Origin of the sequence: Microbulbifer agarilyticus (genome assembly GCF_019800665.1) — a bacterium.
GTDB lineage: Bacteria > Pseudomonadota > Gammaproteobacteria > Pseudomonadales > Cellvibrionaceae > Microbulbifer > Microbulbifer agarilyticus_C.
The window spans coordinates 531705-557129 of the sequence record NZ_JAHVKO010000004.1 but is presented as its reverse complement, the minus strand read 5'-3'; the positions used below and the strand labels follow the sequence as shown (position 1 = coordinate 557129).

Here is a 25425-nt window from a genome sequence, read left to right as displayed (position 1 = left end):
GCTCTACCCGACGGAGAAAATATGCAAGAGAATAAAGAAATCCCGGCCAACATCGCACACCAACAGAAGCTGCACGCAGAAAGTAAACAGCTCCGGGACGGCGAAGAAGATCACTACCGCATCTGGCAGGCACAGGCTTCGCCCTACTCTTATAAAGTCATGACCTTTATGAATTACAAGGGCATCCCCTATAAAAAAGTGGGCGCCAACCATATGGAACTCGAGTGGGCAAAGAAAGTGGCCGGACAATCCATTGTCCCCATTATGCTGACACCAGATGATCAGGTGATGCAGGATTCCACTCCGATTGTGATGTATCTGGAAGAAAAATTTCCGGCAGTGAAAACCGTACCGCACGATGCGCGTCTCGCATTTCTTATGTGGCTGATCGAAGAGTTTGCAGATGAATATATGCCGCGTATTCATATGCACACCCGCTGGGGCAACGACCAGAACCGGGCCGCCGTGAGCCATCGCATCGCCAGGAGTTTCACCTTTGGCAGTGCCGACATGGAAGCCAAAGACCTGGCACCGTTCCTGGTACAGCGGCAGTCCGGCTTTGACCAGCACCTGGGCCTTGTGGGTGAAGAGGTGCGTGCCAGCATGGACCAGCAAATTGAAGATCTGCTTGCGATACTCGAACAGCACTTCAAGCACCATCAGTTTTTGCTGGGATTCAAGCCATCGATCGCGGACTTCTCCCTGTACGGGCCACTCAAGGTGCACCTGTATGAAGACCCCCGTTCCAACGAAATCATGGAAGTGAAGGCCCCGCGCACCTGCAACTGGATACACACCATCACCGACCTGGGGGATACCCGCGGCTGTGCCGGCCAAACCGAATTCGGTGACTGGATTAACCTGGATGAAGGGTTGCCAGACACCCTGCTGGCACTATTGGGCTTTATCGGCAAGACCTACCTGCCGCTGGCAAAAGCCACCGCGAAGGCCTGCATTGCCCGTGAAAGGCACTTCGAGGAAACCATTTACGGCGCAACCGCGTCCTTCAGTGCGCATCAATACCGCGCCTGGAGCTTCGAACAGCTGCAGTTGCGTTACGAAGCACTTACCGATGGCGAAAAAGCGGACCTGAGCACCGCACTGCGCGACGCGCAGATAATGCCCGGATTGATGGGCGATGGAATCCTCCACAACAGCCTGTTCGACGGATTCACCCCGCCCTTTATCAAAGATGGTATTCCGGACGCGCGCATTAAGCGCATCAAGGAGAAGGCCGCGCAGGCCAATGCCACGTGATGCGCATCCACCGCCATGCCATTACCCATAGCGAATAGCGAAGAAAAACTCCATGTTTGATATTCATGTAGAACGCATTATCGACAAAGACATTAACACCGTATTCGAAATACTCGCCGACCACGCGGCGTATGCACGCTTTCGCGGAGTAAACGGTGCAAAGCTTCTGGAGCCTGGGCATACAGAGAAAAATGGCGAGGGAGCGCTGCGCCACATTGATCTTGGCGCGATAAAATTTGCAGAACGTATCACCTGTTTCGAGCGCCCCTACCGGCTCGATTACAAGATCGAAAAATCCTCGCCCCTGCCATTCAACCATGATATCGGCAGCGTAACGCTGAACGAGGTCGAAGGGGGGACCAAGGTCACCTGGATTTCCAGAGGCTCCATCAACATCCCTGTTCTCGGCAAACTCTTTCTCGGCCCCCTGTTCGAGCGCAAGGGGCGCCAGGGCTTTGGCTCACTACTCAAGCAAATCTCAGCACTATGAAGCCGTATATTCCCGTATTGCTCTGTGCCGCCGCCCTGACTGGTTGCGGCAGTAATTCTGATAACAACGCCAACAACAGCATTAGCGACAGTGTGGATAAATACGGTTTCAGCGCACCCACCGCGGCGACCATCCGCGCGAATGCCGATGTGCTCAACCAACTGCCGTTTGCCAATCAGCAGGACTTTGCCGATGCCCGTCGCGGCCTGATTGCCAGCGCTGACAAGCTTCGGATTGATGGGCCCGGATCCGGCCCCGTGTGGGACCTTACCGCGTACGACTTCATTCAGGGCGACGCACCCGCCAGCGTCAACCCCAGCCTCTGGCGCCAGGCCAAGCTGAACAATATCCACGGCCTGTTTGAAGTCGCCGAAGGGATTTATCAGCTGCGCGGCTTCGACCTCGCCAACATGACGCTGATCGATGGGGAAAAGGGCTGGATCGTTGTCGATCCGCTCACCTCCAAAGAAACCGCCCATTACGCGTTCGAATTTGCCATGCAGCACCTGCAGCGCAAGCCAATTTCTGCGGTTATCTTTACGCACAGCCACGTGGACCACTTTGGTGGCGCCACTGCACTGGTCTCCGCCGAGGAGATCGCCAGTGGCAAGGTGGACCTCATCGCCCCCGAAGGCTTTATGGAAGAAGCCACCAGCGAGAACTCCATGGCCGGCATGGCAATGTATCGCCGCGCCCTGTACATGTATGGCAAGCGACTGCCACGTTCCGAGCGCGCGCATGTGGACACCGGCCTGGGCAAAGAGCCCGCGCTGGGTTCCAGCAGCGTGTTGCCACCAAATTATCTGGTCACCGAAACGCCGCAACAGCACGAGATTGACGGCGTGCCTTTTGTCTTCCAGAACGCACCTCACTCGGAAGCCCCCGCGGAACTGACCTTCTACCTGCCCGAGCACAATGCATGGTGTGGTGCCGAACTGGTTTCACAACAGATGCACAACGTCTACACCCTGCGCGGCGCCAAGGTGCGCGACAGCCTGAACTGGAGCAACACCATCGATGATGTGATCCAGCGCTTCGGGAATGCGGAGATTTATTTCGGCAGCCACCACTGGCCGATCTGGGGCAACGCGCAGGTGGTGGACTTTCTCAAAAAGCAGCGCGATGTATATAAATACATTCACGACCAGACAATCCGCATGGCCAATGCCGGCCTGACGCCACGGGAAATCGCCGAACAGATCCAACTCCCTGCGTCGCTGCGCAACAACTTTTCCACCCGCGGTTACTACGGCACCGTCAGTCACAATGTGAAAGCGGTGTATCAGTTTTATTTCGGCTGGTACGACGGCAACCCGGCCAATTTAAATCCGCTGCCACCGGTAGACTCGGCGAAAAAGACCATCGAATTTATGGGCGGTGCCGATGCGGTACTGAGCAAGGCGCAGCGCTCTTTTGACGATGGTGAATACCGCTGGGTGGCAGAGGTGCTCAACCACCTGGTCTTCGCGGAACCCGATAACGACGACGCCAAAGCCCTGCTGGCGAAAACCTACGACCAGCTGGGGTATATCGCGGAATCCGGACCGTGGCGGGACGTGTACCTGAGCGGCGCCTACGAGCTGCGTCACGGTGGCCCCGAGCGCGGTATGGATCTGGCGCTGGCCGCCGAGCAATTGCAGTACATGCCCCTGCCGCGCTTTCTCGACACCATCGCGGTGGGGCTGGACGGTCACAAGGCCGAGGGTGAAAACCTGACCGTTAACTTCGTTTTCCCCGACCTCAACCAGAGCTATGTACTGCAGGTCGAAAACGCCGTACTGCACTACTGGCAGCGGCAACCCGACCCCGATGCCAATGCCACGCTGACCCTGACCCACGATTTGTTTCTGAGACTGTTGACCCGGCAGTCGAGCCCCAAGGAAGTGCTGTTTTCCGATGAGCTGGAAGTTACCGGCAGCAAGCTGGACCTGATCCGGTTCTTTTCACTGTTCAATATGGCCGATGGGAAGTTTGATATCGTCACTCCGTGACGACATCAGCCTAGAAGAGATAGCTTGGAGGACACCATGAAGTGGCCATTACAAAAAGCGCTGTACCGCACTGCACATGTGGTTACCAAGCCACTAGTGAATCTGATCAAGGTACCGGTACCAGAATTGATCACCGGTGCCGGGAGCGTTACCCAGCTACCGCTGCTTATCCAGAAGCACGGTGTAAGTCGCGTATTACTGGTCACCGACCAGGGCATCACCCGGCTTGGCCTGGCGGATGGGCTGGTCAAGGCACTGGAAGAAATTGGTATTGGCTGTAGCGTGTTTGACGGTGTGCAGCCCAACCCCACGATCGAGAATATCGAGGCAGGGGTGGCGGCATATCAGCACAATCGTTGTGATGGCATTATTGCCTTTGGCGGTGGCTCGCCCATGGACTGCGCCAAGATGATTGGCGCCCGCGCCAGCAACCCGCGCAAACCAGTGATGAAAATGCGTGGAGCGTTCAAGATTGCCCGCGCACTGCCACCGCTATTTGCAATCCCCACCACCGCCGGCACCGGCTCCGAGTGCACCATTGCCGCGGTGGTTTCCAATCCGCAGGCGCAGGAAAAATTCGCAGTCACCAGCCTGAAGATCGTCCCCCGCTACGCGGTGCTGGATCCCGAGCTAATGCTCGGCCTGCCGCCACACATCACCTCCAGTACCGGCATGGATGCACTTACCCATGCCATCGAAGCCTATATCGGCAGGTTTGGTACACCGTTTACCGACGAGAATGCCGAGAAAGCGGTAAAGATTATTTTCCAGGATCTCGAAGCGGTGTATCTGGACGGTAGTGATCTGGAACGGCGCAACAATCTGGCCCAGGCCTCTTACTTTGCAGGGCTCGCATTTACCCGGGCACTCATTGGCTATGTACATGCCATCGCACACAACCTTGGTGGCATGTACGGGGTACCCCACGGCCTCGCCAATGCCATCGTACTGCCGCACATCCTGGACTTCTCGCGCGCGGACTGTGAGCACAAACTGGCGCGCCTGGCGGTTGTTGGCGGGCTGGGGGATACCGGCGAACCCACCGCAGACCTTGCCATGCGCTTTATCGAAAAGGTCCGCGATATGAATCGCAATATGGATATTCCCACGCACGTGGCGCAATTGCAGGAAAAAGACATCCGGCAACTTGCGCAGCGCGCCCTCAAGGAAGGCAACCCGGACTACCCGGTACCCACGCTGATGAACCAACAGCAGTGTGAGGCGCTTTTGCGTAAGTTATTGCCATCCGTTGAGAATCTTGCCGGATAAATTAGCCGGCGCATTCGAGAAAAACAAAACAACACCACTAAAGGATCACCAATGTCAACGCGCGTAAAACTCTGGCTTTTCCCAGCCCTGCTGTATGCCCTTTTTGTTTTCTGGTACACCGATTTTTCCGGCCCACTCAGTGATGCAGAAGTAGCAAAGATCACCCGGGCACTGACTGACAACGGCGTATCCGCAGAACAGGTGGATGAGCTGGCGCGCTTTATGCGTGAAGACAGCGGCCGCCAGTTCCTGATGGTCAATGCGATCCACAATAATGCCGAGCCACCAGCAGTGGAAGGCGCGCCGGCCAACGCAGACGCCAACACCCTGATGGGCCTGTACATGGAGCATGTACTGCCGGCACTCGCGAAGCGCGCCAGCCACCCAGTACTTTGGGGTAAAGCCGTGTTCCCGGTGATCGACCTGATCGGACTCGAGGGCGCCGAGGAGTGGACCAGTGCCGCCATCTTCCGCTACCGCAGCCGGCGCGATTTTATGGAGATCATTAGCAACCCGGTGTTTCTCGACCGCCACGATTTCAAGACCGCAGCACTGGAAAAGACCATCGCCTACCCAATCGAACCCAGCCTGTACCTGGGTGACCCGCGCCTGCTGCTCGGGCTCATCCTGTTTTCGCTGACGGCTCTGATTGATCTGCTACTATCTGCCTTTGCCCGACGCGGCAACAATATGAAAAATGCGGCGCGGGAGAATCAAGCCGGAGCAACAGCGACGATTTGAATACCTCTTTTAGCGGATAAAAAGAAGAAGATTGTATGACCGAACTTTCCCCCATCGACAGCCGGGTTTCCACCCGCGCCTTCAAAGACACACCGGTGCCCCAGGCGCTGCTGAATGACATATTCACCCGCGCGCAACAGTCACCGTCCAACTGCAACGTGCAGCCATGGCAAACCTTCGTCGTCTCGGGCACCAAGAAAGACGCACTGAAGCAGCGCTTTATCGAAGAGCTGATGAAAGGCGAGGGACCCAAGCCGGATTTTGACTGGTCGGTGAAGTACGCCGGCGTCCACCGCGAGCGTCAGTTTGGCTCGGCCAATGCCCTGTATTCCGCGATGGGTATTGCGCGGGAGGACAAGAACGCTCGGCAGATGGCGATGGTGCGAAATTGGGAATTCTTTGGCGCACCGCACGCGGCATTCTTCGTGATGGACAAGTATCTCGGCATCATGGGCGCGGTTGATATCGGCATCTATGCGCAAACCTTGGCACTGCTATTGGAAGAGCATGGACTCGGCAGCTGCTTCCAGGGTGCCCTGGGGCAGTTCCCCGCGCCCGCCCGGGAAATGTTCGGGCTAAGTGAAGATCAGGGTATTCTTTTTGGTATGTCATTCGGCTACCCGGACGAAACTGCAGCCGCGAACACCACGCGTACCGAGCGTGCAGCACTTTCTGAGGCCGTATCCTTTATCAGCTAAGCCGATGGCGTGAGGAAATACTCGTACTTTATGTTGCCCGCATTGTGGGTGCCGGAGCGGCCATTTTATGATTCAGATACATACACTCTACAAAGGGCTCCATGCACCCCACTGGCGACATAGTAATCACGCTTGAACCCTGGACATGCCATCATAGCAGCGCCGAAAAACGTACCCGTGGCCACTCGCCCCTTTTCCTCACCCGTCTCGATATCAACTACCACAGCGTCAACAGAGTGGTCAGCTAACACATCGTCAAGGATGACTTCTCCTGTGTCCGGGTAATATAGTGGCTGGTTGGAGTTGCCTATGTCACGAACCCATAGCTCGGTAAAGTCGCCAGCACCGTTGAATCGCCACGCGCCAGTTTTTCGATTGAGCGTATCGAAGGCCATCAGGATGCTTTTATCCTGAACATAAAGCGGTGAAGCCCCCTGACCACCCGCAGCTAGCCCGAAGGGGGCAAGCACATCAGTTGAACTACTGTCATGCGTTGATACTCTATGAACACGCACTGGAGCCTGATTCTGAGGAGAAAACTCGATGGGCTTTGTGCCCACAGGGTATGCGCGCATTATGGACTCAACCGGAGGAAGATTGCCCATATCCATAAACCATACACTGTCATCACCAACCGTATTACACCAGGCAAAGCCCTGATCTTCGCCGGGCAGATCGTAGGAGGCACTCCAGTCGGGATCAATACTTAACTTTTGGTCCTTGTAGATCAGGCGATGAATATGGCTGGATGTCGTGGCATATAAGCTGTCGTAGTCCTTGCCTGGGTCAATGCAAAAGCGTCCTATTGAGGACCCGACAAACTCAAAAGCCTGCAAACACTCGAGGTTGCTGGGGTCGAAAAGGGTGAATACGGAATTCCTGCATGGGTCGTGTTCCATGCTGCGCGTAACCATCATGCCATCCGACAAACGCAGCACGCCGTTATGCGCTTGGTCGACAGGAAGCTCCAACTCTGCGATGAGTTCTAGATCAAGGTTAAGCTTGTGAATGTACCGGCCAAAACCAGTAATGATAGTGCCATCTGCGAGCACACTCGCGCCACCACACCAGTTGTGCCCTCCTGTAGACAATTCTGGAGAGGTATTAATCGTTTCTAACGTTATCGGGTCAACCTCCTCAATCCAGCCAAAAGAAATATCAGGCTGTCCAGGGACCGAGCAACCATACACGAAAAGTCTTCCATCAACATCTAAAGTGGCGATAACCCAACGACCACGCGGAAACTGGCGTGATGTGATGGCCAAATTCTCATTGGGCTGAATGTTTAGCCCAGGACTTCGAGCGTGCTTCTGACGCCTGACGCCGCCATATTCTACTGGGTAATTTGAATTCGGATAGTAACCAGGGGTTCCCAGCTGAAAATCTTGTACCGTCATACTCTTTCCCCATTGTTGTTATAGCGCTGGCCGGCATTGGCCTTATCGAGAATCGTGATTAGCCTCACATATTGACATAGATCATGTCAATAGTGCATGCTGCTTGCGACTGAATATTTTGTCAGCATTTATGCCACAGTAATTCTGGGCGATACGGGCTTAATTGATTCTCGGGATCTGAAGAGGCTGGTGGAAGAATGAAAAAAATAATCGTGTCTGCAATAGTGATAGCGGTTGCTGCCAGCGCCGCATGGTACAAACGCGCCGATATTATTCTGGCTGCTGCCAAATTCAGAACCAGTCAGATTTATGCCGACCTACCTCCGGCCCGGGAGATCCCCTGGCAACAGGGTCCCGCTTCACCACAGATTTTTGACGGAGAACGTCCTCCCAATATTATTCTGATTGTTGCGGATGATTTTGGGTATAACGATATATCAGCTTTTGGTGGCGGTGTGGCTGGGCTCAAAACGCCAAGTATTGATCGCATTTCTGCAGAAGGGGTTGCCTATACCCAATCCTACTCCGGTGCCAGTACCTGTGCACCTTCTCGTGCGATGATGATGACAGGCCGTTATCCGACTCGTACTGGGTTTGAATTTACCCCAACGCCAGCCGGCATGCTGAAAACCGTATATAAAGTTGGTAAGGCGCTGAAAAGTGACGATGCTATGCCGCCCGCTTTTTATGATGCTGACATGGATGCTCAGCAACCGTCCTATGAAGAAAAAGGTCTGCCAACCTCAGAAGTAACGGTTGCAGAGGTGCTTAAAGAAAGTGGGTATTACACCGCACACATTGGCAAATGGCATCTCGGCCGAGCGAATGGCAGTGCAGCCCATGATCAGGGTTTTGACGACAGCCTGTTAATGCAAAGTGGTCTATACCTTCCTGAAAACGATCCTAATGTAATTAATGCCAAGTTACCCTTTGATGCCATCGATAAGTTTCTTTGGGCAGGGATGGGTTATTCAGCTTCTTTTAATTCTGGAGATACAGATCTGTTCAAACCTGGAGGTTACTTAACCGATTATTGGACAGAAGAATCCATAAAGGTCATCAAAGCAAACAAGAACAGACCTTTTTTCCTGTATTTAGCTCACTGGGGGGCTCATACACCGTTACAGGCGACTAGAGAAGATTACGAAGCGGTAGGTGACATAAAGCCGCACCGTAAGCGTGTCTACGCAGCTATGGTGCGTGCTGTAGATAGAAGCGTGGGCAAGATAATGGAGGCATTGGAAGCAGAAGGGATTGCCGAAAATACGATGGTTATATTTACCAGTGATAATGGAGGGCCAGGCTATCTTGGCCTCTCCGATATCAATCTCCCATTTCGTGGCTGGAAAATTACACTGTTTGAAGGGGGGATTCGTGTTCCATTGTTTATCAAATGGCCGGGCAAAATTCCGGCGGGATCACGGGTGGATACTCCAGTAGCACATATCGATATGATGCCGACAATTGCAGCAGCAGCGGGAGCAACACCTCCTGAGAAGATTGCCATTGACGGTTTAAATGTCCTCCCATTGGTGACAGAGGAGGGAGTCAACAACTGGCAGCGAGAAACTTTATTTTGGCAAAGCGGCCACTATCAGGTTGTCCGTCATGGTGATTGGAAGTTGCTAGTGAATGACAGACCGACTGATGGGCTTAAAAAGTGGCTATTTAACTTGGCAGAAGACCCTACTGAGCAAAACAATCTGGCAAAGAGCAGGCTTGATAAAGTTCAGGAACTCAGCGCCTTGTTGGAAGCCCATCAAAGTGAGGCCCGAGGCTCTCTGTGGTCACCGGTCATAAACACACCGATTCTAATAGACAAAACCAAAGCAGCGCAGTTCACTCAAGGTGATGAATATATTTACATGCCTAACTAATCCCGCATTTATAACAGTACCAGGAAATCTACGGCCGGCATTGTAACCATCGTTAAGCACTAAGAGTTTTTGTCTTATGAATAAACCATTCGATATTGTCATTTACGGAGCAACTAGCGTTGTTGGTGAAATTATTACGCGGTATATGGTCAATCGATACGGCGTTGATGGAGAAATCAAATGGGCTATCGCTGGACGTAGTGAAGCCAAACTCTTACAGGTAAAGCGAAATATAGGAGCGCAGAATGTCACGCACCTAATCGCTGATGTTTCTAGTGAAGGACAGTTGAGATACTTGACCGAGCAAGCACGAGTAATACTTTCAACTGTCGGTCCGTATGCTATTTATGGCGAACCTCTAATAAAAGCCTGCGTAGAGTCAGGTACAGATTATTGCGATATCACGGGGGAAGTGCATTGGGTGTCAGCGATGATAAGAAAATATGACGCTGCAGCAAAAAAATCTGGCGCCAGAATTGTTCATTGTAGCGGCTTTGATTCTATTCCTTCGGATATGGGTTTGTACTTCTTACAAGAGGCAGCTAAAGAGGCCTTTGGTGAATATTGCAATGAAGTAAAAAATAGGGTCGCTAAATTTAAGGGGCATATGAGTGGTGGTTCTTTTGCCAGCTTTATTAATGTGATTAATGAATCGAAAAATAACTCGCAAGTTAGAACAGATCTCGATGACCCCTATAGCGCGTGCCCTCCAAATCATGGGTATACGGCCAGACAAAGTGATCTGAACACTGCGCTTTTTGATGGTGACTTTGATGCCTGGACAGCACCGTTCTTAATCGCTCCAACAAATACCAAAATAGTCCATCGTTCAAATGCCCTATTGGATAGTAGATACGGGACTAATTTTTTGTATCACGAGGCATCTTTGGCAGGAAGGGGCAGCAAGGGCAGAAGAACGTCACTCATGCTTAGCCTCTCACTGAAAATGTTTTGGACACTCGGCGCGATTAAGCCAACTCGGTGGCTGCTGGAGAAATTTATGCCAAAGGCTGGCGAGGGTCCGACTATAGAGCAACAAGAAAACGGGTTTTTCGAATTACGCTTTATTGGTCATACACCAAGCAAACAGAGAATTAGAATAAAAGTAACTGGTGACAAAGATCCCGGCTATGGAAGTACGTCACAAATTGTTGCAGAGTCTGCTATCTGCTTATTGCAGACCCCAACTTCAGTAGAGGGCGGATTCTGGACACCTAGCAGTTTGTATGGAGAAAGGCTCATTGATCGCCTTCAGAAAAATGCCGGCTTAACCTTTGAAGTGGTGAAGTGATGAAGCACATGTACCGACTCTATGGTGTCGAAATTTCTTTGTTTTCCAGTAAGGTTCGCGCTTATATGAACTACAAGGGTCTGAACTATGAAGAGAAGGCACCGAATATTCTGGATTTCAGACGGTTTGAAAAGGCAGTGAATGCGCGCGTAATGCCTGTTGTCGAAACTCAAGAGGGCGATTTGCTGGGTGATACAAGTCTTATTATTGAGGCGCTCGAAAGGCAGCATCCGGAACCTTCGATTACCCCTAAATCAGGTCGATTAAAAATTGCAGCGATGCTATTTGAAGCCTGGGTAGACGAAGTAAATCACCTTATCGCTGGTCATACCCGCTGGTCTTATGACGAAAACTTCCCACTTTTTCGAGACACCATGGGAAAAGCGATGTTCCCTTTTCTGCCTAAATTTCTTCAGGACTGGATGGTGGGAAAAACCGCGGTCTCAGCCATGCGTAAACATAAGCCCAGGATGGGATTTGTTCCGGATCAAATCCCTTTGCTTGATCGCTGGATTGTCCGCTTGCTAGATAGTCTGGAGGTTCATTTTCAAGATCATGACTACCTATTTGGTGGCAAACCAACAGTTGCCGATTTTGCTTTGGTTGGCTGCTGCCATGGGCATTTATATATGGATCCCTGGCCCCGTCGCGAGCTCATAGAACCAAGGCCGCACCTGAAAGCCTATACAGAGCGTGTCCATAGTGGAAAACAGGCAACGGGAGAGTGGTTTTCTGATGATGAACTCCCCGATACCTTAATGTCTGTGATTTCAATGATGTTTACACAGCTATATGCAATCAACGAGCAAACAGTTGATATCGTGGAGAACCTCATAGAGAAAAAACACAAGCAGTCTGGTGATATTCTGCCACGTTTCCCAGGCAATATTGATCTACCTATGCTCGATGAAACTTATAATAAGATGACCTTTAGCTATAGCCTCTGGATGCTGCAGAGAATACAGCAGGCGTGCAGTGAGTTAACTAAGTCTGAAAGCAGTTCACTTTCACACTGGTTTGAGGCAATGGGTGTGAAAAATTTCGAAAAACTTAGTTGTGGTCCGGCGCTAATCCGTCATGGTTTGACTGTTAAGTTAGCATGAATCTAGCGAGCATCACGGCATTCTTTTTAGTATGTCATTCGGCTACCCGGACGAAACTGCCGCGGCGAACGCCGCGCGTACCGAGCGGGCAACACTTTCTGAGGCCGTCACGTTTATCAGTTAAGCCGATGGCGTTCGCCGTGAAAAGTTCTAGCGAACGCGCTGCAATCCGGGCACCTGCCACTCACCACTCAGGAATTCGTCGCCGGGTAAATACAGGCGCATCGTTACCGCAAAAGTGCCGTCCGGTGCCGGCAGCCAGTTGGCCTGATTTTCTGGCGGGCCAAACTGGATAAAGATGTCCAGTGAGCCATCCTCGTTGTATTTCAGGGAGTCCCGGTCGCCGATCGTATAGCGGTTAATCGGGTTGTCGACCAGGAAGCCGTCCTCGTCGTACATGGTCAGCGACCAGAACGCATCCACCGGCGGTGTCTGCCCGGCAGGGAAATGCAGGCGGTAACGGTTTGCGCCGAGTAACGGGTTACCCTCAACATCAACTTCGGCATTGGGGTAGGCCGCCTCTTCCGGAGGCAAGGCACCGAGGCCAATAACCGCCACCGCCATGCGCAAACCATAGTCATCCCCGTAGCGCCCGAGTTTGGAACGCCAAACGGCCCATCCATTTTCCAGCTCGCGCGGACCATTTACCGCAGACAGTACCCGGCTTTGTGCAATCTTGATCGCCCTGTCCATCAGCAGGGTCTGCAACGGATTCCAGTGCTCTTTTGCTTCGTTACTGCCAGGCACAATTCCTAGGGTGCGCAGACTCGTCACAGCCACATCATCCTGCGCCAGGGTCCATTGCTTCTGCAGTAATTTATGTACCAGCGCAAAGTATTCTGTCGCGGACATCGCCATCAGTTCCGCGGCGGGATCTCGTTTGCCCGTTTTTGCATTAGCTTCCATTACCTGCCCATTATGGCGCTCACCGGTCAGCCAGCTCGCCAGTGGCGTGAGGAAAACTTCCCGCTGTAACTTGCGCACACTGGGGATGTCGGAGCGACCGTTGGTTTGGATGCGGCCAATCACCCACACACCGTTGGTAGGTGCGGTAATTTCCTGTACACCAACAGGCACCGTGCCCTGCCAGTCCGGCCCGGCAATCAGGTAACTGCCGGCGCCGGTGCCGGTGCTCCCTTTGCCAACGGTGGCAAACACATTGGTCCACATATCCATCAGTGGCATGACGTACTGGCGGCCGGCGGTGTCCGGCACGTCCAGCACCAGCGGCCCTGTGGATAAATCCAACCAGGCAATACTGTACAGTGTGTCGTTATTTGGACGCACTACGTTGCGGAAAGTGTGGTCGGGAAAAGACTGGATATGGCTGAACTGGTTGAGGGTAAAACCACTGCCGAGCATAGTGTCGCGGGTGAGCGCCATCAGTGCCAATGGGTAACTGTACACATAGGCCTGAGCGGTCTTTTTGACCAGACTCAGGCTGTATAACACTGGCCCGCCCAGCAGTACGATCAGGGCAGACAACACGACCAGCGTTTTTTTCATGACAACGCCTCCGAAAGGGAAATAGCTCCGGGGCTCGTGCACATTCTGTTAAACAACCCCATCGAGTAACGCCTCACAACCGGTGCCAATCAGGACTCCCAGCACCCGCTGCTGGTCGGCTTTCGCCAACCGTGCAAACTCCTCGCGCAGCCAACCCAGGCACTTGGCCTGGTATGGGAACGCAGACTGGGCCCAGCGCCGACCGTCGATCTCGCATTCCCAGGTACTTTGGCCAGCCTGCAGGGCAGCTTCATTGGCCAGCTGTGCCGGCACATAGGTGCGGCCAATTTCGTTCAGTAATGGGCGCAAGGTCGATGGAAGGTCCGCTGGGTCGTTCCACTGTGCACCGGCAAGGTCTAGGCCACTCTGGTCTTCCATCAGGCTGGTCCAGGCAACGACACGGGGGGCCAAATCAAGGGCGATGTGTCGCGGCGTTGGGTCTACACTCACCAGCTGCGTGAGCTGGCCGTACAAGGCGAAGTCTCCGCTACCCGGCCTTGATCCGAGCATATACGGCTGGCTGGCTAAATGCGCGTCCATTACCTGTAGGAAGCGGCGGTAGCTGGCCTCGATTACCGGTGCAGTCTGTTCGCTGGAGCCCACCACACCAAGGCGGCCGATCTGGCGCTCGGAGAGCATTGTTCTCATCTGCTGCAACATGGCATCCGGCAGGCTCACCGAATAACCGAGCGGAAGCAGGTTACCCGCGTGACCGGCATCGGCGGCAAAGTGCCAACGGTAGTGAAACATAAACTTGGTTACCCACTCATCGGCATAGTCCTCGAGCAGGTAGTCGATAAACGCCAGCGCCGGGTCCTGTGGTAACACGGACCGGTCTGAATACAGGTGCTCAAGACGGCGAATGAGAGGAGTAGAGTCGCACAGGGCCTCTGGCTGAGGGTGGGGCTGCTCATCGTCACCCGGCATCAACAGTACCGGTAACAGGGCGGGCTTGGGCACCGCCACCCCCAAAGATTGCAACGCCTCGCGAGGGTCCCCCCAGGTCACCCGGTAGGGAATCTGTCGGTAACGCATCAGCGCCACCATCTTGCGACTGTAGGGCGAGCCAATGTGGCCGAATATCTGGATCGGGTCGATGCTACTCACTGGCTTTCTCCAAGATTTCCTATGTCAGTAACGTCCCACAGACCAAACCACTTCCGCAGAATCAGGCCAAGCGCGCCGACAGCCAGCGATCCAGCGAAGGCGACAGGCGCTTCAGCCACCACATCCAGTGGGTCGCGCGGTGTGGCAACAATATAAACGTATTTTTGTGTACCGCGCGATAGATCATCTGCGCAATATCGGCGGCAGACAGCGGTGAGGCATCCATGGTTTTGCCAATGCCGGCCTTGGTGCGGTCATTGTTGTTTACCATGGAGTCCAGCAGCCCGGTGCGGAACAGATGTGGGCAAACCACAGTCACACCAATACCGTCAGGGGATAGTTCCGCACGCAGGGTTTCCGACAAACTGACCACCGCCGCCTTGCTGGCGTTGTAGCTACTCATTTTTGGCACCGAGGCGATGCCAGCGATCGACGCAATATTCACAAACTGGCCACCGCCCTGGGCCTTCAGTGCCGGTGCAAATACCTTGCAGCCGCGCACCACCCCCAGGGTGTTGATGTCCAGCAAACGCAGCCAATTGTCGATGGATTCTTTCTCGATGCGCCCGGCACTGGCAACGCCGGCATTATTCACCAGCACATCCACGCCGCCCCAGTGCTGCTGGCAGGCCGCCAACAGGGTTTCAAAATCGCTTTCCTGGCGCACGTCGCAGTGCTGATAGAAGGCCTCTGCGCCGAGGGTTTTGAGCTCCCCTACCACCGCTTCGCCTTCCGCCTCACGCACATCCGCCACGGCGACGCACCAGCCATTGCGGGCAAAGCACAGTGCCAGTTCGCGGCCGAGGCCGCCGGACGCGCCGGTAATCGCAATGCGGCGCTCGGCGAATGTATTTTTATTCGTGCTGGGCATACTTTTACTCGATTATTCTATTTTTTACTTTTCTATTTTTTGGGCAACCCATCTGCGCCTCGCACTACGCGGGATCGCTTGCGGCCTCGGTGGACTGGTGTACTTCGAGGAACGGCAGTATCTCCGCCACCAGCTCCTCCGGTTTATCTTCCTGGATAAAGTGGCCGCCGCCGCGAATGATTTTGTGCGCCTGCCCTTGAGCACCCGGCACATATTTCTGGAATATTTTTTCGAAGCCGCGTGAGACCGGATCCCGACTGCCAAACAGGGTCAGGAAGGGCTTGTAGAACTGTTTCAGCCCAGCCCAGGTTTCCTCGTTCAGCGGCACCCCAGGGTTATCCGGATGGATGGCAATAAGCTGCGGAAACTGCAATATACCGGCTTGGTAACGGCGCGCCGGGAAAGGTGCCTTGCGGTAGGCATCGAACTTCGCCTGATTGAACTGTTCGCACTGGATTGTGTTCTTAAAGGCGATTTTCCAGGGGAAACTCGGCATCCAGCGCATCACGGCCAGCCAGATATCCAGGTAACGGTTGCCGCCCTTGCCGGTGGGCACGCCGGTATTACTGGCAATGACGCGATCAAAACGCTCCGGGAACTTGGCCACCAGGTGTAGACCGATGGTGCCACCCCAGTCCTGACAGAACAGGGTAATGTTGCGCAGGTCGTTGGCGAGCAGCCATTTTTTCATCCAGTCCATGTGCCGTGCGAGGGTGTAATACTGCTTGCGTGCGGGCTTGTCGCTGCGCCCACAACCTACCAGGTCCACGGCAATAACCCGGCGCCCGCTCTGCAGCAGCCCCGGTATCATTTTGCGGTACAGGTAGGCCCAGGAAGGGTTGCCGTGCATCAGCAGGATCGGTTCGGCATCCCGCGGCCCTTCATCCACGTGGTGAATACGAATTTCCGTTCCATCGTCGTCGAGGATGGTGGTGTAGTGCGGTGCAAAGTCATAGCCCGGCAGATTCTCGAAGCACTCGTCGGGCGTGCGCAGTATGTCCATCATTATTTCAATCTCGCGTATTTTTTGTCACACCAGCTTCAGCATCAGCTTGCCGTGGTTTTCACCGCGGTAGAGCATGTCCACCGCCTGTGGGAACTGCTCGATACCCTCGACAATATGCTCGCGGAACTTGAGCTTTCCCTGCTTCTCCCAGGTCAGCAGTTCCACAAAAGCCTCGGGCATGCGTTTAATGTAATCGCGCATGGTGAAACCCTGCATCAATCCGCTCTGTGCGATCAGCTGCATGTAATTGCCCGGCCCCACCATATTTTCCAGCTGCCCGTACTGGGATACCGCACCGCACAACACAATGCGTGCATGCCGGTTAATACGCGCGAGCACCGCATCCAGGGTTTCGCCACCCACACCGTCAAAGTAGACGTCGATACCGTCGGGCGCGGCCGCGCTCAGGGCCTCGCCGAGACTGCCCGCGCGATAATCGATCACCGCGTCCAGCTCCAGCTCCTCGCGTAGATAGCGGCACTTGTCCGGCCCGCCGGCAATACCCACCACACGGCAACCCTTGAGACGTGCAATCTGGCACACCACATGGCCAACCGCGCCGGCTGCAGACGATACGACCACCGTCTCGCCCGCTTGCGGCTTGCCAATATCCAGCAGGCCAAAATAGCCGGTAAAGCCGGTCATCCCCAGTCCGCCCATATAGCGACTCAGCGGCGCCAGTTGCGGGTCGACTTTGCGCAGTGTCCTGCCGTCCAGGGTGGCGTGGGTCTGGATACCGGTAAAGCCGGTACAGAAATCCCCAACCTGGAAATAATCCGTGCGCGAAGCGATTACCTCACCGACCCCGAAGCCGCGCATCACTTCACCCAGTGGTACCGATTCGATATAGCTGCGCTTGTTGGTAATCCAGCCTTTCATGGCCGGGTCGATGGATAGATAGTGGAGCCGGATCGAGACCTCGCCTTCCTTTGGCTCGGGCAGCGGGTCGTGACTGAACGCCCAGGTTTCCGCCGTTGGCAGGCCGGTGGCGGGCTTGGCGAATCGCACCTGTGTTACGTGCTCATTCATTGGAAATGCCTCTTGTCCGGGTTGCGGCTGGCGGGTGTGGGCCCGCACCGACTTTGCATTGACTTGTGAGGTCAGTTTCCCCTATTGTCACAATTAGTGTCAATTCAATAGATTGACCGAATCGAACAGATTAGCAGGCATTCCCGCCGGCATATTGCACAGGGGTTGAGTATGGGTTCACATGCAGTCTGGATCATTGGCGGTGCACTGCTCACCTATGCCCTGTTCCATTGCTGGTATGTAGGTTTTGGCAAGCGCGTAGCGCCGGAATTGCGCGAGCGCCTTAAATTGGCCATGGAAAAAACGGACATACCTGAGTTCCAGCGGTCCAATATTTTGCAGTTTCTGGATCGGGACGACGGCAAAGATTTTGTGATGGTCAACCTGCTGGAGCTCAAGCAGCCGCGGGCAGAATCCCGCAAAAAGCTGACCGCATACTCGAAGATATTCCTGGGGAGCCTGCTCCGGCGCGCCGGCCACCCGGTAGCAATGGCGACCGCCGCCTCCGGCAAGATCGAAAGCGTCAATGTGGCCCCGGAGCGGGATTGGGGTGTGGCCTTTCTGGTGCGCTACCGCAGCCGCACGGACTTTGCAGAGGTGATGCTCGAGACCCTCGGTAGCGAGCATCACGGGCTCAAGCTCGACGCGCTGGCCCGCACCATCGCCTTTCCCGCGGCGCCCTGGTCACTGGCCGGTGGCCCGCGCGTTCTGGTACCACTGCTGATTGCCCTGTTGGCCACGATCGCGCTCTACATCAACGCACTTTAATTCTGGGCCTGAAGGCGCCCGCCCGAGAAAGCACAAAACCGAAATACAGAACAAAAAAACGACCACGGACCGCCCATGAAGAAACTCGCCATTACCCTTGCCCTGCTCGTGGCCGCCGGCTATGTCGGCTGGCAGAATCGACTCGACCTGCTGCTGTGGGCGGCCCCCAAACTCACCGAGCTGCGCACCCCCGTTGCCCCCAACCAGCCGGTGAACTGGCAGCAGGGGCCAGAGGTGGCCACACAGTCACCGGCAGAGCGACCGCCCAACATCATCCTGATTCTCGCCGACGACCTGGGCTTCAACGACATCTCCCTCACCAATGGCGGCGCCGCCGATGGCAGCCTGCAAACGCCCTCCATCGACAGCCTCGCGGCCGCGGGCACCCAGTTCACCAACGGCTATGCCGCCAACGCCATCTGCGCACCCTCCCGCGCCAGCCTGATGACCGGGCGCTACTCCAGCCGCTTCGGTTTCGAGTACACCCCGATCTTCAAGCTGGGACCGCGGATTTTCCAATGGATGGAAGATCTTGAGCCAAGCGATCCACCGGTGCTGGTGGATCTGGACGTAACCGCCTCGCTGCCACCCATGGAAGAGCTGGGGATGCCGGCAGAGGAAGTCACCATCGCCGAGGCGCTCAAGCAACAGGGCTACTACACCGCCCATATCGGCAAGTGGCACCTGGGCACCGGTAACGGCATGCGCCCGGAAGAACAGGGCTTTGACGATAGCCTGTATATGAAAGGCACCTTGTACCAGCCCGCCGACCACCCAGAGGTGGTGAATGCGCGGGTGCACGGCGACGCTATCGACAATATGATCTGGGCGACCGGCACCTACGCAGCACAGTTCAACGGCAGCGAGCCCTTTGCCCCGGAAGGCTACCTCACCGATTACTACACCCGCGAGGCGGTCAAGGTGATCGAAGCCAACCGCAACCAGCCCTTCTTCCTGTACCTGGCCCACTGGGGCGTGCACAACCCGCTGCAGGCGTCGCGCGCGGATTACGAAGCGCTGTCTCACATCAAGGATCACCGCCTGCGAGTCTACGCGGGGATGATCCGCGCCCTCGATCGCAGCGTAGCCAAGATCAACGCCGCACTGGAAGAGCACGGCCTCAGTGACAACACCCTGGTGATTTTTTCCAGCGACAACGGCGGCGCCGGCTACCTTGGCCTGCCGGACCTGAACAAGCCCTATCGCGGTTGGAAGCTGTCGCACTTCGAGGGCGGGACCCATGTACCCTTCCTGATGCGCTGGCCAGCACAAATTCCCGCGGGCGGCACCGTCACCGAACCGGCACATCACATTGACCTGTTCCAAACCATCGCCGCCGCCGCAGGCGCTCCGGTACCCGACGACCGCAAGCTCGACGGCATCGACCTGCTGCCGACCATGCGCGGCGAGGTCGACGCAAACCTGCAGCGCCCACTGTTCTGGCGCCAGGGCCACCAGCAGAGCGTGCTTTCCGAGGGCTGGAAACTAATCCGCGCCGCGCAACCGGACAAGCCCGGTGCCGGCCCGCAGAAGTTCCTGTTCCACCTCGCGGCCGACCCCACCGAGCAGCGTGACCTGAGCGCGGAACAGCCGGAGAAAGTCGCCGAACTGGAAGCGCTACTTGCGGCACACAACGCCGAACAGGTACCGCCTGCATGGCCCAGTGCAATGCAGGCGCCAATCCTGATCGACAAGACCACCAACGAAGTTACCGAGGCCGGTGACACCTACCTGTACTGGCCCAACTAAACACACACTGGAATACTTGGAAGCTTGACCATGAGTAACAACAAAACCGTACTGGTGACCGGCGGCTCCTCCGGCCTCGGCGCACAGTTCTGCCGCACGCTGGCCGCCAACGGCTACACCGTGGTTGCCGCCGCGCGGCGCCTGGAGCAACTGCAAACCCTGTGTGCAGAAATTGAAGCGGCCGGCGGCAAGGCCTATCCGCTGGAACTGGATGTTACCGACCTGGGCGCCCTCGCCGGTGCCATCGACAAGGCGGAGGCCGTCGTCGGCCCCATCACTTGCCTGGTCAACAACGCCGGCAGCTCGGTAAGCAAGAAAGCCGTGGACATGACCCCGGAAGATTTCGATTTCGTAGTGGACCTGAACCTCAAGGCCCCGTATTTCCTCTGCACGGAATTCGCCCGCCGCTGGATCGCCAACGGCATCCAGGGCCGCATTGTGAATGTGGGCTCCGTCTCCGACCGCAAGGCAATGCCCGGACACACCGTGTACGGCACTACCAAGGCCGCCATCGCCCGCCTGACCCAGCAATTTGCCCGCGAGTGGATCAACAAGGGCATTTGCGTGAACGCACTGGCACCGGGCTATATCCGCACCGAACTCAATGCCGAATACTTTGACAGCCCCGCCGGCCAGGCGGTAACCGCGTTTATGCCGCGCCGCCGTGTGGGCAAGCCCTCCGATCTGGACAAAGCCATCCTGTACCTGTGCGAACCGGACCAGGAATTTTTAACCGGCCAGGTACTGGCACTCGACGACGGCCAGTGCCTCTAATTCGGCACTGCGCTTACCCCAAATTAGTAGATCCCCAGAGAAGTAATAGCCATGAGCGAACAGAGCAACCCCCTGTTTACCCCCTTCAGCGTGAAGAGCCTGACCCTGCAAAACCGCGTGGCAATGGCGCCGATGACCCGTGAATTTTCCCCGGGCGGTATACCCGGTGACGATGTGGCCGGCTACTACCGCCGCCGCGCCGAAGGCGGCACCGGCCTGATCATTACCGAGGGCACCACGGTCAACGACCCGGTGGCCAGCCTCAGCCAGCGCGTGCCGGAGTTTCACGGCGAGTCTGCGCTCGCCGGCTGGAAAAAAGTGGTGGCGGATGTGCACGCTGCCGGCGGCAAAATTTTCCCACAGTTGTGGCATGTGGGCACCGCGCGGGACGCGCGCAAGTCGGCCAACCCGGAGCTGCCGAGCGCCGGCCCGTCAGGGCTGCTAAAGCCGGGCAAGCAAATTGCCGAGCCCATGACCACTGCGCATATCGAGCGCGTGATCGAGGCCTTTGCCGAGGCGGCTGCCGACGCGCTGAAGCTCGGGTTTGACGGAATCGAACTCCACGGTGCACACGGCTATCTGATCGACCAGTTCTTCTGGGAGGGCACCAACCAGCGCAGCGATGCCTGGGGTGGCAGCATGGCCAAGCGCGGACAATTTGCGGTGGAGATCATCAAGGCGGTGCGCGCCGCTACAGGCCCGGACTTCCCCATCATGCTGCGTTACTCTCAATGGAAGCAGCAGGACTACACCGCGCGCCTGGCACAAACGCCGCAGGAGCTGCACGATTTTCTCGCACCACTGGCGGATGCGGGGGTGGACCTGTTCCACTGTTCCCAGCGCCGCTATTGGGAACCGGAGTTTGAAGGATCGGACCTCAACCTGGCTGGCTGGACCAAAGAACTCACCGGCAAGCCCACCGTGACCGTGGGCTCGGTGAGCCTGGATGGGGATTTCTTTGGTGCCTTTGCCGGACAGTCTTCCGAGACCCGCGCCATCGATGATTTGCTGACGCGACTCGAGCGCGGCGAATTCGATCTGGTGGCCGTAGGCCGCGCCCTGTTGCAGGACCCGCAGTGGGCGAACAAAGTCCGCGATGGCCGTCTCGACGAGCTGCAGTCTTTTAACGGCGAATCACTCGCCCGCCTTACCTGAGGCTACAGGGTAAAAGAATACCCGAATGAAAAAAGGCCCTGACAACAGCAGGGCCCTTTACCGGCGAGCTCGACGCAATCGACAAAAAACTACATTGCTATCGCCCACCCAGCCACAGAATCTTGAGCCTGCTGCAGCATATAAAAATTGTACATCCGTACACTTGTTTCAGCTTGATTCCATACCAATCAAATTCAGCCCGCCATTCGGCGGGCTTTTTTATTTGGAAGTTAGCTAAAACTTAGTCGTTTAGGTGCGCGCAGCGACCAAACTCTGCGCCATCCTTTATTTCAGCAATGAGCTGATTGGGGAACTTCACTTCGCGGTCTTCATCACCGTCACACACAAAGGCAGTTTCCATATCCACGGCGAAGGTAATGGTCGCACCAGCCAGGTTAGCCATCATCTGGTCACCCTTGCCGCTCAGCGCGAGCGGGTTATCCGCCGGCCACTGGGAAGCTTCCACCACACCCTGCTTGTTGAAGAAGTCACGAGTATTGATCCAGCCAACGTCCTTCAGGTACACCGCGCCAATAAAGCCGGTGAAGAAGGAACCAGCACGGCCAACCAGCACGGTACCGTCTTCGTTCATATCGGTGGGCATCACGCGGATCGGACCAAAGACGCTCTGGACAAACTCAGGCCCAAACCGTGGGTTGGTACACAGGTTGCCGAGGAAGAAATGGTTGTAGTCCATATCCTCACACCAGGTCAGACCACCAATATCTTCCAGCGCGTCGGTCTTGGTGTTCCACAGCTTGACGCCGGTGTCGGTATCCAGTGCAACAACGCTACCGTCGTGGTTCATGGCGGTTGAGTTGCGAGCGCCAAACTCGCTGTACAGATCGCGGAACTCGCCATCGATCCAGGCAACCTGCTTGTAGGTGCTCGAGCCGGTGATGACGTCGCCGGAACCGGAAATACGGTCGGCACGTACCCATTGCACGTAGCCCGGCAGATCGTAAGACAGCTCTTCGATTTCACCGTGCTTGTTCCACTTCACCGGAACAATCTCGCCCACACCACTGCGCTGACAGGAGCCGTCCGCATCGACATCTTTGTAGGCCAGGCCAACAATGGTGTCGCCGGTGTCGTCCATATCCCACACCGTGGCGCTCTGCACACCAGCGCTGCTACCGCCGCCACAGCTGTCGCCGGTCAGGTCCTGCATGGGCGTGAGTTTGTGGCTGGAAAGATCCCAGATTGCCGGGTTCTTGATGCCGTTACCGTCAAGGTCCGCAGTTACTGCCGCCTTGGTGGCATTCTTGTTCATCTGGCCGCCGCTGGAGCGCAGGCTCACTTCGGGATGCAGCTCGAAGCTTTCCTGTACCGCGTCGTAGATAAACGGAATACCGCCACCCACGGTACCCAGCGAGCGCTGGCCGTTTTTGGCCATATCGGTGACGAACGCTTCGACTAGTGGTGTGTACTGGATGCCGTCTTCGTAACCATTGAAGTACATCTCAACCTGCTTGGACTCACCGGCCTGCAGTACGATCGGCGTCACATCACAGGCAGCATCGTGTGCAGGGTTGCTGCTCTCACCTTCGTTCCAGTATTCCGCTTCGGAAACGATCGCAGTCTGACGCGTGGGGTAGCCGCCCGCCTTGATGGTGTCGGTATACAGTACGTAGCGCGCACCCGGCTGCAGACCGTTGATGGTGAACTTGCCATCCGGACCAACCAGGCCCTGGGTCTGGTTACCAGACTGCTGGGTGATCACGTCATACATCGGGTCGTCGAGGTTACGCGCAACCATGTTGATACCGGAGTACTCGGTGGAACCGTCCTTCAGGTACAGGGTACCGGTGATGGAACCGTACTGCGTTTTATAGGCATCGGTGGGATACAGGTCGGAGATGTTTACGATGTCGTCGCGCACACTGATCATCGCCTGCTGGCGACCCTGTTCGCCGCGTACGTTAATGAACGGGAACATGGTTTCGATGGTGTCAGCGGCCGGCTTCGGCCAACCGGTGTACTGGTTGACGTTGCTACAGCCAGGAACACCATCGTAGTAAGGACGGTAACCGGCGGCCATGTAGCTGAAGTGTCCGTTGGCCTGGGAGTGCGACATGTTAATCGCGTGGCCAAATTCGTGGGTGAACACGCCCGCGACCATTTCGCCATTGGTATCGTTAACGTCTACAAACCAGCCGTTCATCAGCGCGGTGGCTTCGGTAATTTCACCGGTCTCTTCGTCGGCCCATTCCGGGAATGCGATACCCAGTACGGCACTTTTCGGCACACCGAAATACTGCTCGAGAATTTGTCCGTCGGTGTCGTAATTCACCCAGAAACCGTAGCCGTTTTCTGTAGCGTAAATCTGGCCAACATTGGTTTCATTAACGTCGGCAATACCGGTCTGCTCTTCGATGGTGCCCTGGACACTCATGCGCAGGGTGGACGTTTCTACGTTGGACCATTCGGCAACGGCTTTGGCGGTAATCGCATTGGCCTGGTCGATACTCAGGAACACGGTACCGTCATAGTCCACGGTAAAGGCCTGGGCTTCACCGCCATCTTTGGTCGGCGTCATCGGGCCGCCGTCGGTGTATACGGGGATATCACCTTTGCTGGTATCCCATTTGTACGGCTGCATGGTCGGTTCGTGAATGTAGAGCGGGCCGCCGGCCTGAGCGCCAGCCGCAACAACCGCGAGACCGATAGCGAGATTCAGTTTTTTCAATTTCATTACTTCGTCTCCTCTACCAGTTTGCCAACGTAACCCATAAATACAGCGGAGCTGACAGCGCCCGGATTGGTGAGCATGTTCTGCTCTTCAGCGGTCATGCCGGCGGTGTCCATATCATTGAACAGGCCAAAGTTGTTGAACGCGTTCGCCGCTTTGTCTTCGGTAATTACGAATTTACCCTGCGCCATACCTGCGGTGGTCTGGAAACCGGTCACGCCCGCTTTTTTGTACATGAAGGCAACAACCTGCTCACCTTCATTCCACTTGGCAAAACCTTCCGGGGTAACACCGAGGTAGACCTTGCCATTACCCATGGAGCGCGGCTTCAGCAAACCAAACTGACGAAAGGTGTATTCGCTGTCTTCTGCAACTTTCTTTTTTGCATCGCTACCAACGCGAATGGTGACTTCGGTGAACGGGAGACCGTCCTGGAAGCCGTCGGTTACTTTGGTGACGTTACCCATAAGGATGCTGTCGGATGCAACGACGAGCTCCTTGAGGTTCTGGTTTTTGAGTTTCATGGCATGCGCGGTGGTCGACAGCGCAAGCGCTGCGACAAACGCCGCCAACCAGGAAATGCGCGAGAAGAGTTTCCCTATTTGCATAAGTGTTCCCCGAAAGGTGGTTATTTTTATCGGAATAACCGAACAA

At 55.8% G+C, this 25425-nt stretch carries 21 protein-coding genes; 13 read left to right on the top strand and 8 right to left on the bottom strand.

The genetic code is table 11. The annotated features are described in order from the left end of the window. Positions 1-21: 21 nt before the first annotated feature. Genes KUV22_RS11850 through KUV22_RS11825 form a run of 6 tightly spaced genes read left to right on the top strand, consistent with a single transcriptional unit; the run spans position 22 to position 6446 of the window. Complete coding sequence (locus KUV22_RS11850) at positions 22-1257, top strand: glutathione S-transferase family protein (protein WP_222231374.1); 1236 nt, start codon at positions 22-24, stop codon at positions 1255-1257. A 52-nt stretch (positions 1258-1309) separates the two neighbouring features. Continuing rightward, entirely contained in the window at positions 1310-1747 is a 438-nt protein-coding gene (locus tag KUV22_RS11845) for an SRPBCC family protein (RefSeq protein WP_222231373.1), read from the top strand. Beyond that, entirely contained in the window at positions 1744-3738 is a 1995-nt protein-coding gene (locus KUV22_RS11840) for an alkyl/aryl-sulfatase (RefSeq protein WP_222231371.1), read from the top strand. Before KUV22_RS11845 ends, KUV22_RS11840 begins: the two co-directional genes overlap by 4 nt. Before the next feature lie 36 nt (positions 3739-3774). Further along, entirely contained in the window at positions 3775-5007 is a 1233-nt protein-coding gene (locus KUV22_RS11835; RefSeq protein ID WP_222231369.1) for an iron-containing alcohol dehydrogenase, read from the top strand. Positions 5008-5058: 51 nt separating this feature from the next. Then, positions 5059-5748, top strand: a complete 690-nt coding sequence (locus KUV22_RS11830; RefSeq protein WP_222231367.1) for a hypothetical protein — start codon at positions 5059-5061, stop codon at positions 5746-5748. Positions 5749-5783: 35 nt separating this feature from the next. Next, on the top strand, positions 5784-6446 hold the full coding sequence (locus KUV22_RS11825) for a nitroreductase (RefSeq protein WP_222231365.1): 663 nt from the start codon (positions 5784-5786) through the stop codon (positions 6444-6446). Between the two features lie 65 nt (positions 6447-6511). On the opposite strand, the gene KUV22_RS11820 is transcribed toward KUV22_RS11825, so the two are convergent. After that, the gene (locus KUV22_RS11820; RefSeq protein ID WP_222231363.1) at positions 6512-7843 is read right to left on the bottom strand and encodes a hypothetical protein; all 1332 of its coding nucleotides are present in this window, start codon (positions 7841-7843) and stop codon (positions 6512-6514) included. A gap of 197 nt (positions 7844-8040) precedes the next feature. Here KUV22_RS11820 and KUV22_RS11815 point away from each other — a divergent pair, with 197 nt between their 5' ends. The 3 genes from KUV22_RS11815 (at position 8041) to KUV22_RS11805 (ending at position 12114) form a co-directional block, all read left to right on the top strand. After that, on the top strand, positions 8041-9720 hold the full coding sequence (locus tag KUV22_RS11815; protein ID WP_222231361.1) for a sulfatase: 1680 nt from the start codon (positions 8041-8043) through the stop codon (positions 9718-9720). A gap of 76 nt (positions 9721-9796) precedes the next feature. After that, positions 9797-11011, top strand: coding sequence for a saccharopine dehydrogenase family protein (locus KUV22_RS11810; protein WP_222231359.1), 1215 nt, complete (start codon positions 9797-9799; stop codon positions 11009-11011). A gap of 8 nt (positions 11012-11019) precedes the next feature. Continuing rightward, positions 11020-12114 (top strand): glutathione S-transferase family protein, encoded by a 1095-nt coding sequence (locus KUV22_RS11805; RefSeq protein ID WP_222231357.1) that lies wholly within the window; start codon positions 11020-11022, stop codon positions 12112-12114. A 150-nt stretch (positions 12115-12264) separates the two neighbouring features. Here the strand turns inward: KUV22_RS11805 and KUV22_RS11800 are convergent, their stop codons facing one another. From KUV22_RS11800 to KUV22_RS11780, 5 genes are all read right to left on the bottom strand, one after another. Further along, positions 12265-13620: a DUF1254 domain-containing protein gene (locus KUV22_RS11800; RefSeq protein WP_222231355.1), complete on the bottom strand. Its 1356-nt coding sequence runs from the start codon at positions 13618-13620 to the stop codon at positions 12265-12267. A gap of 48 nt (positions 13621-13668) precedes the next feature. Further along, the gene (locus tag KUV22_RS11795; protein ID WP_222231353.1) at positions 13669-14727 is read right to left on the bottom strand and encodes a glutathione S-transferase family protein; all 1059 of its coding nucleotides are present in this window, start codon (positions 14725-14727) and stop codon (positions 13669-13671) included. A gap of 61 nt (positions 14728-14788) precedes the next feature. Beyond that, on the bottom strand, positions 14789-15598 hold the full coding sequence (locus KUV22_RS11790) for an SDR family oxidoreductase (protein ID WP_222231351.1): 810 nt from the start codon (positions 15596-15598) through the stop codon (positions 14789-14791). A 64-nt stretch (positions 15599-15662) separates the two neighbouring features. Beyond that, a complete protein-coding gene (locus KUV22_RS11785) occupies positions 15663-16604 on the bottom strand; it encodes a haloalkane dehalogenase (protein WP_222231349.1) in 942 nt (313 codons plus the stop codon). 24 nt (positions 16605-16628) lie between these two features. Then, positions 16629-17633: an NADP-dependent oxidoreductase gene (locus KUV22_RS11780; protein WP_222231347.1), complete on the bottom strand. Its 1005-nt coding sequence runs from the start codon at positions 17631-17633 to the stop codon at positions 16629-16631. A gap of 171 nt (positions 17634-17804) precedes the next feature. Here KUV22_RS11780 and KUV22_RS11775 point away from each other — a divergent pair, with 171 nt between their 5' ends. From KUV22_RS11775 to KUV22_RS11760, 4 genes are all read left to right on the top strand, one after another. Continuing rightward, positions 17805-18401: a hypothetical protein gene (locus KUV22_RS11775; RefSeq protein ID WP_222231345.1), complete on the top strand. Its 597-nt coding sequence runs from the start codon at positions 17805-17807 to the stop codon at positions 18399-18401. Positions 18402-18476: 75 nt separating this feature from the next. After that, positions 18477-20150: a sulfatase-like hydrolase/transferase gene (locus KUV22_RS11770; RefSeq protein WP_222231343.1), complete on the top strand. Its 1674-nt coding sequence runs from the start codon at positions 18477-18479 to the stop codon at positions 20148-20150. 30 nt (positions 20151-20180) lie between these two features. Then, positions 20181-20924 (top strand): SDR family NAD(P)-dependent oxidoreductase, encoded by a 744-nt coding sequence (locus KUV22_RS11765; RefSeq protein ID WP_222231341.1) that lies wholly within the window; start codon positions 20181-20183, stop codon positions 20922-20924. A 51-nt stretch (positions 20925-20975) separates the two neighbouring features. Further along, positions 20976-22079 carry an NADH:flavin oxidoreductase gene (locus KUV22_RS11760; RefSeq protein WP_222231339.1) on the top strand — a complete coding sequence of 368 codons (1104 nt, stop codon included), beginning with the start codon at positions 20976-20978 and terminating at the stop codon, positions 22077-22079. Positions 22080-22320: 241 nt separating this feature from the next. On the opposite strand, the gene KUV22_RS11755 is transcribed toward KUV22_RS11760, so the two are convergent. Both KUV22_RS11755 and KUV22_RS11750 read right to left on the bottom strand, forming a co-directional pair. Further along, positions 22321-24774, bottom strand: coding sequence for a hypothetical protein (locus tag KUV22_RS11755; RefSeq protein WP_222231337.1), 2454 nt, complete (start codon positions 24772-24774; stop codon positions 22321-22323). After that, positions 24774-25379 carry a hypothetical protein gene (locus tag KUV22_RS11750; RefSeq protein WP_222231336.1) on the bottom strand — a complete coding sequence of 202 codons (606 nt, stop codon included), beginning with the start codon at positions 25377-25379 and terminating at the stop codon, positions 24774-24776. Before KUV22_RS11750 ends, KUV22_RS11755 begins: the two co-directional genes overlap by 1 nt. Positions 25380-25425: the final 46 nt, after the last annotated feature.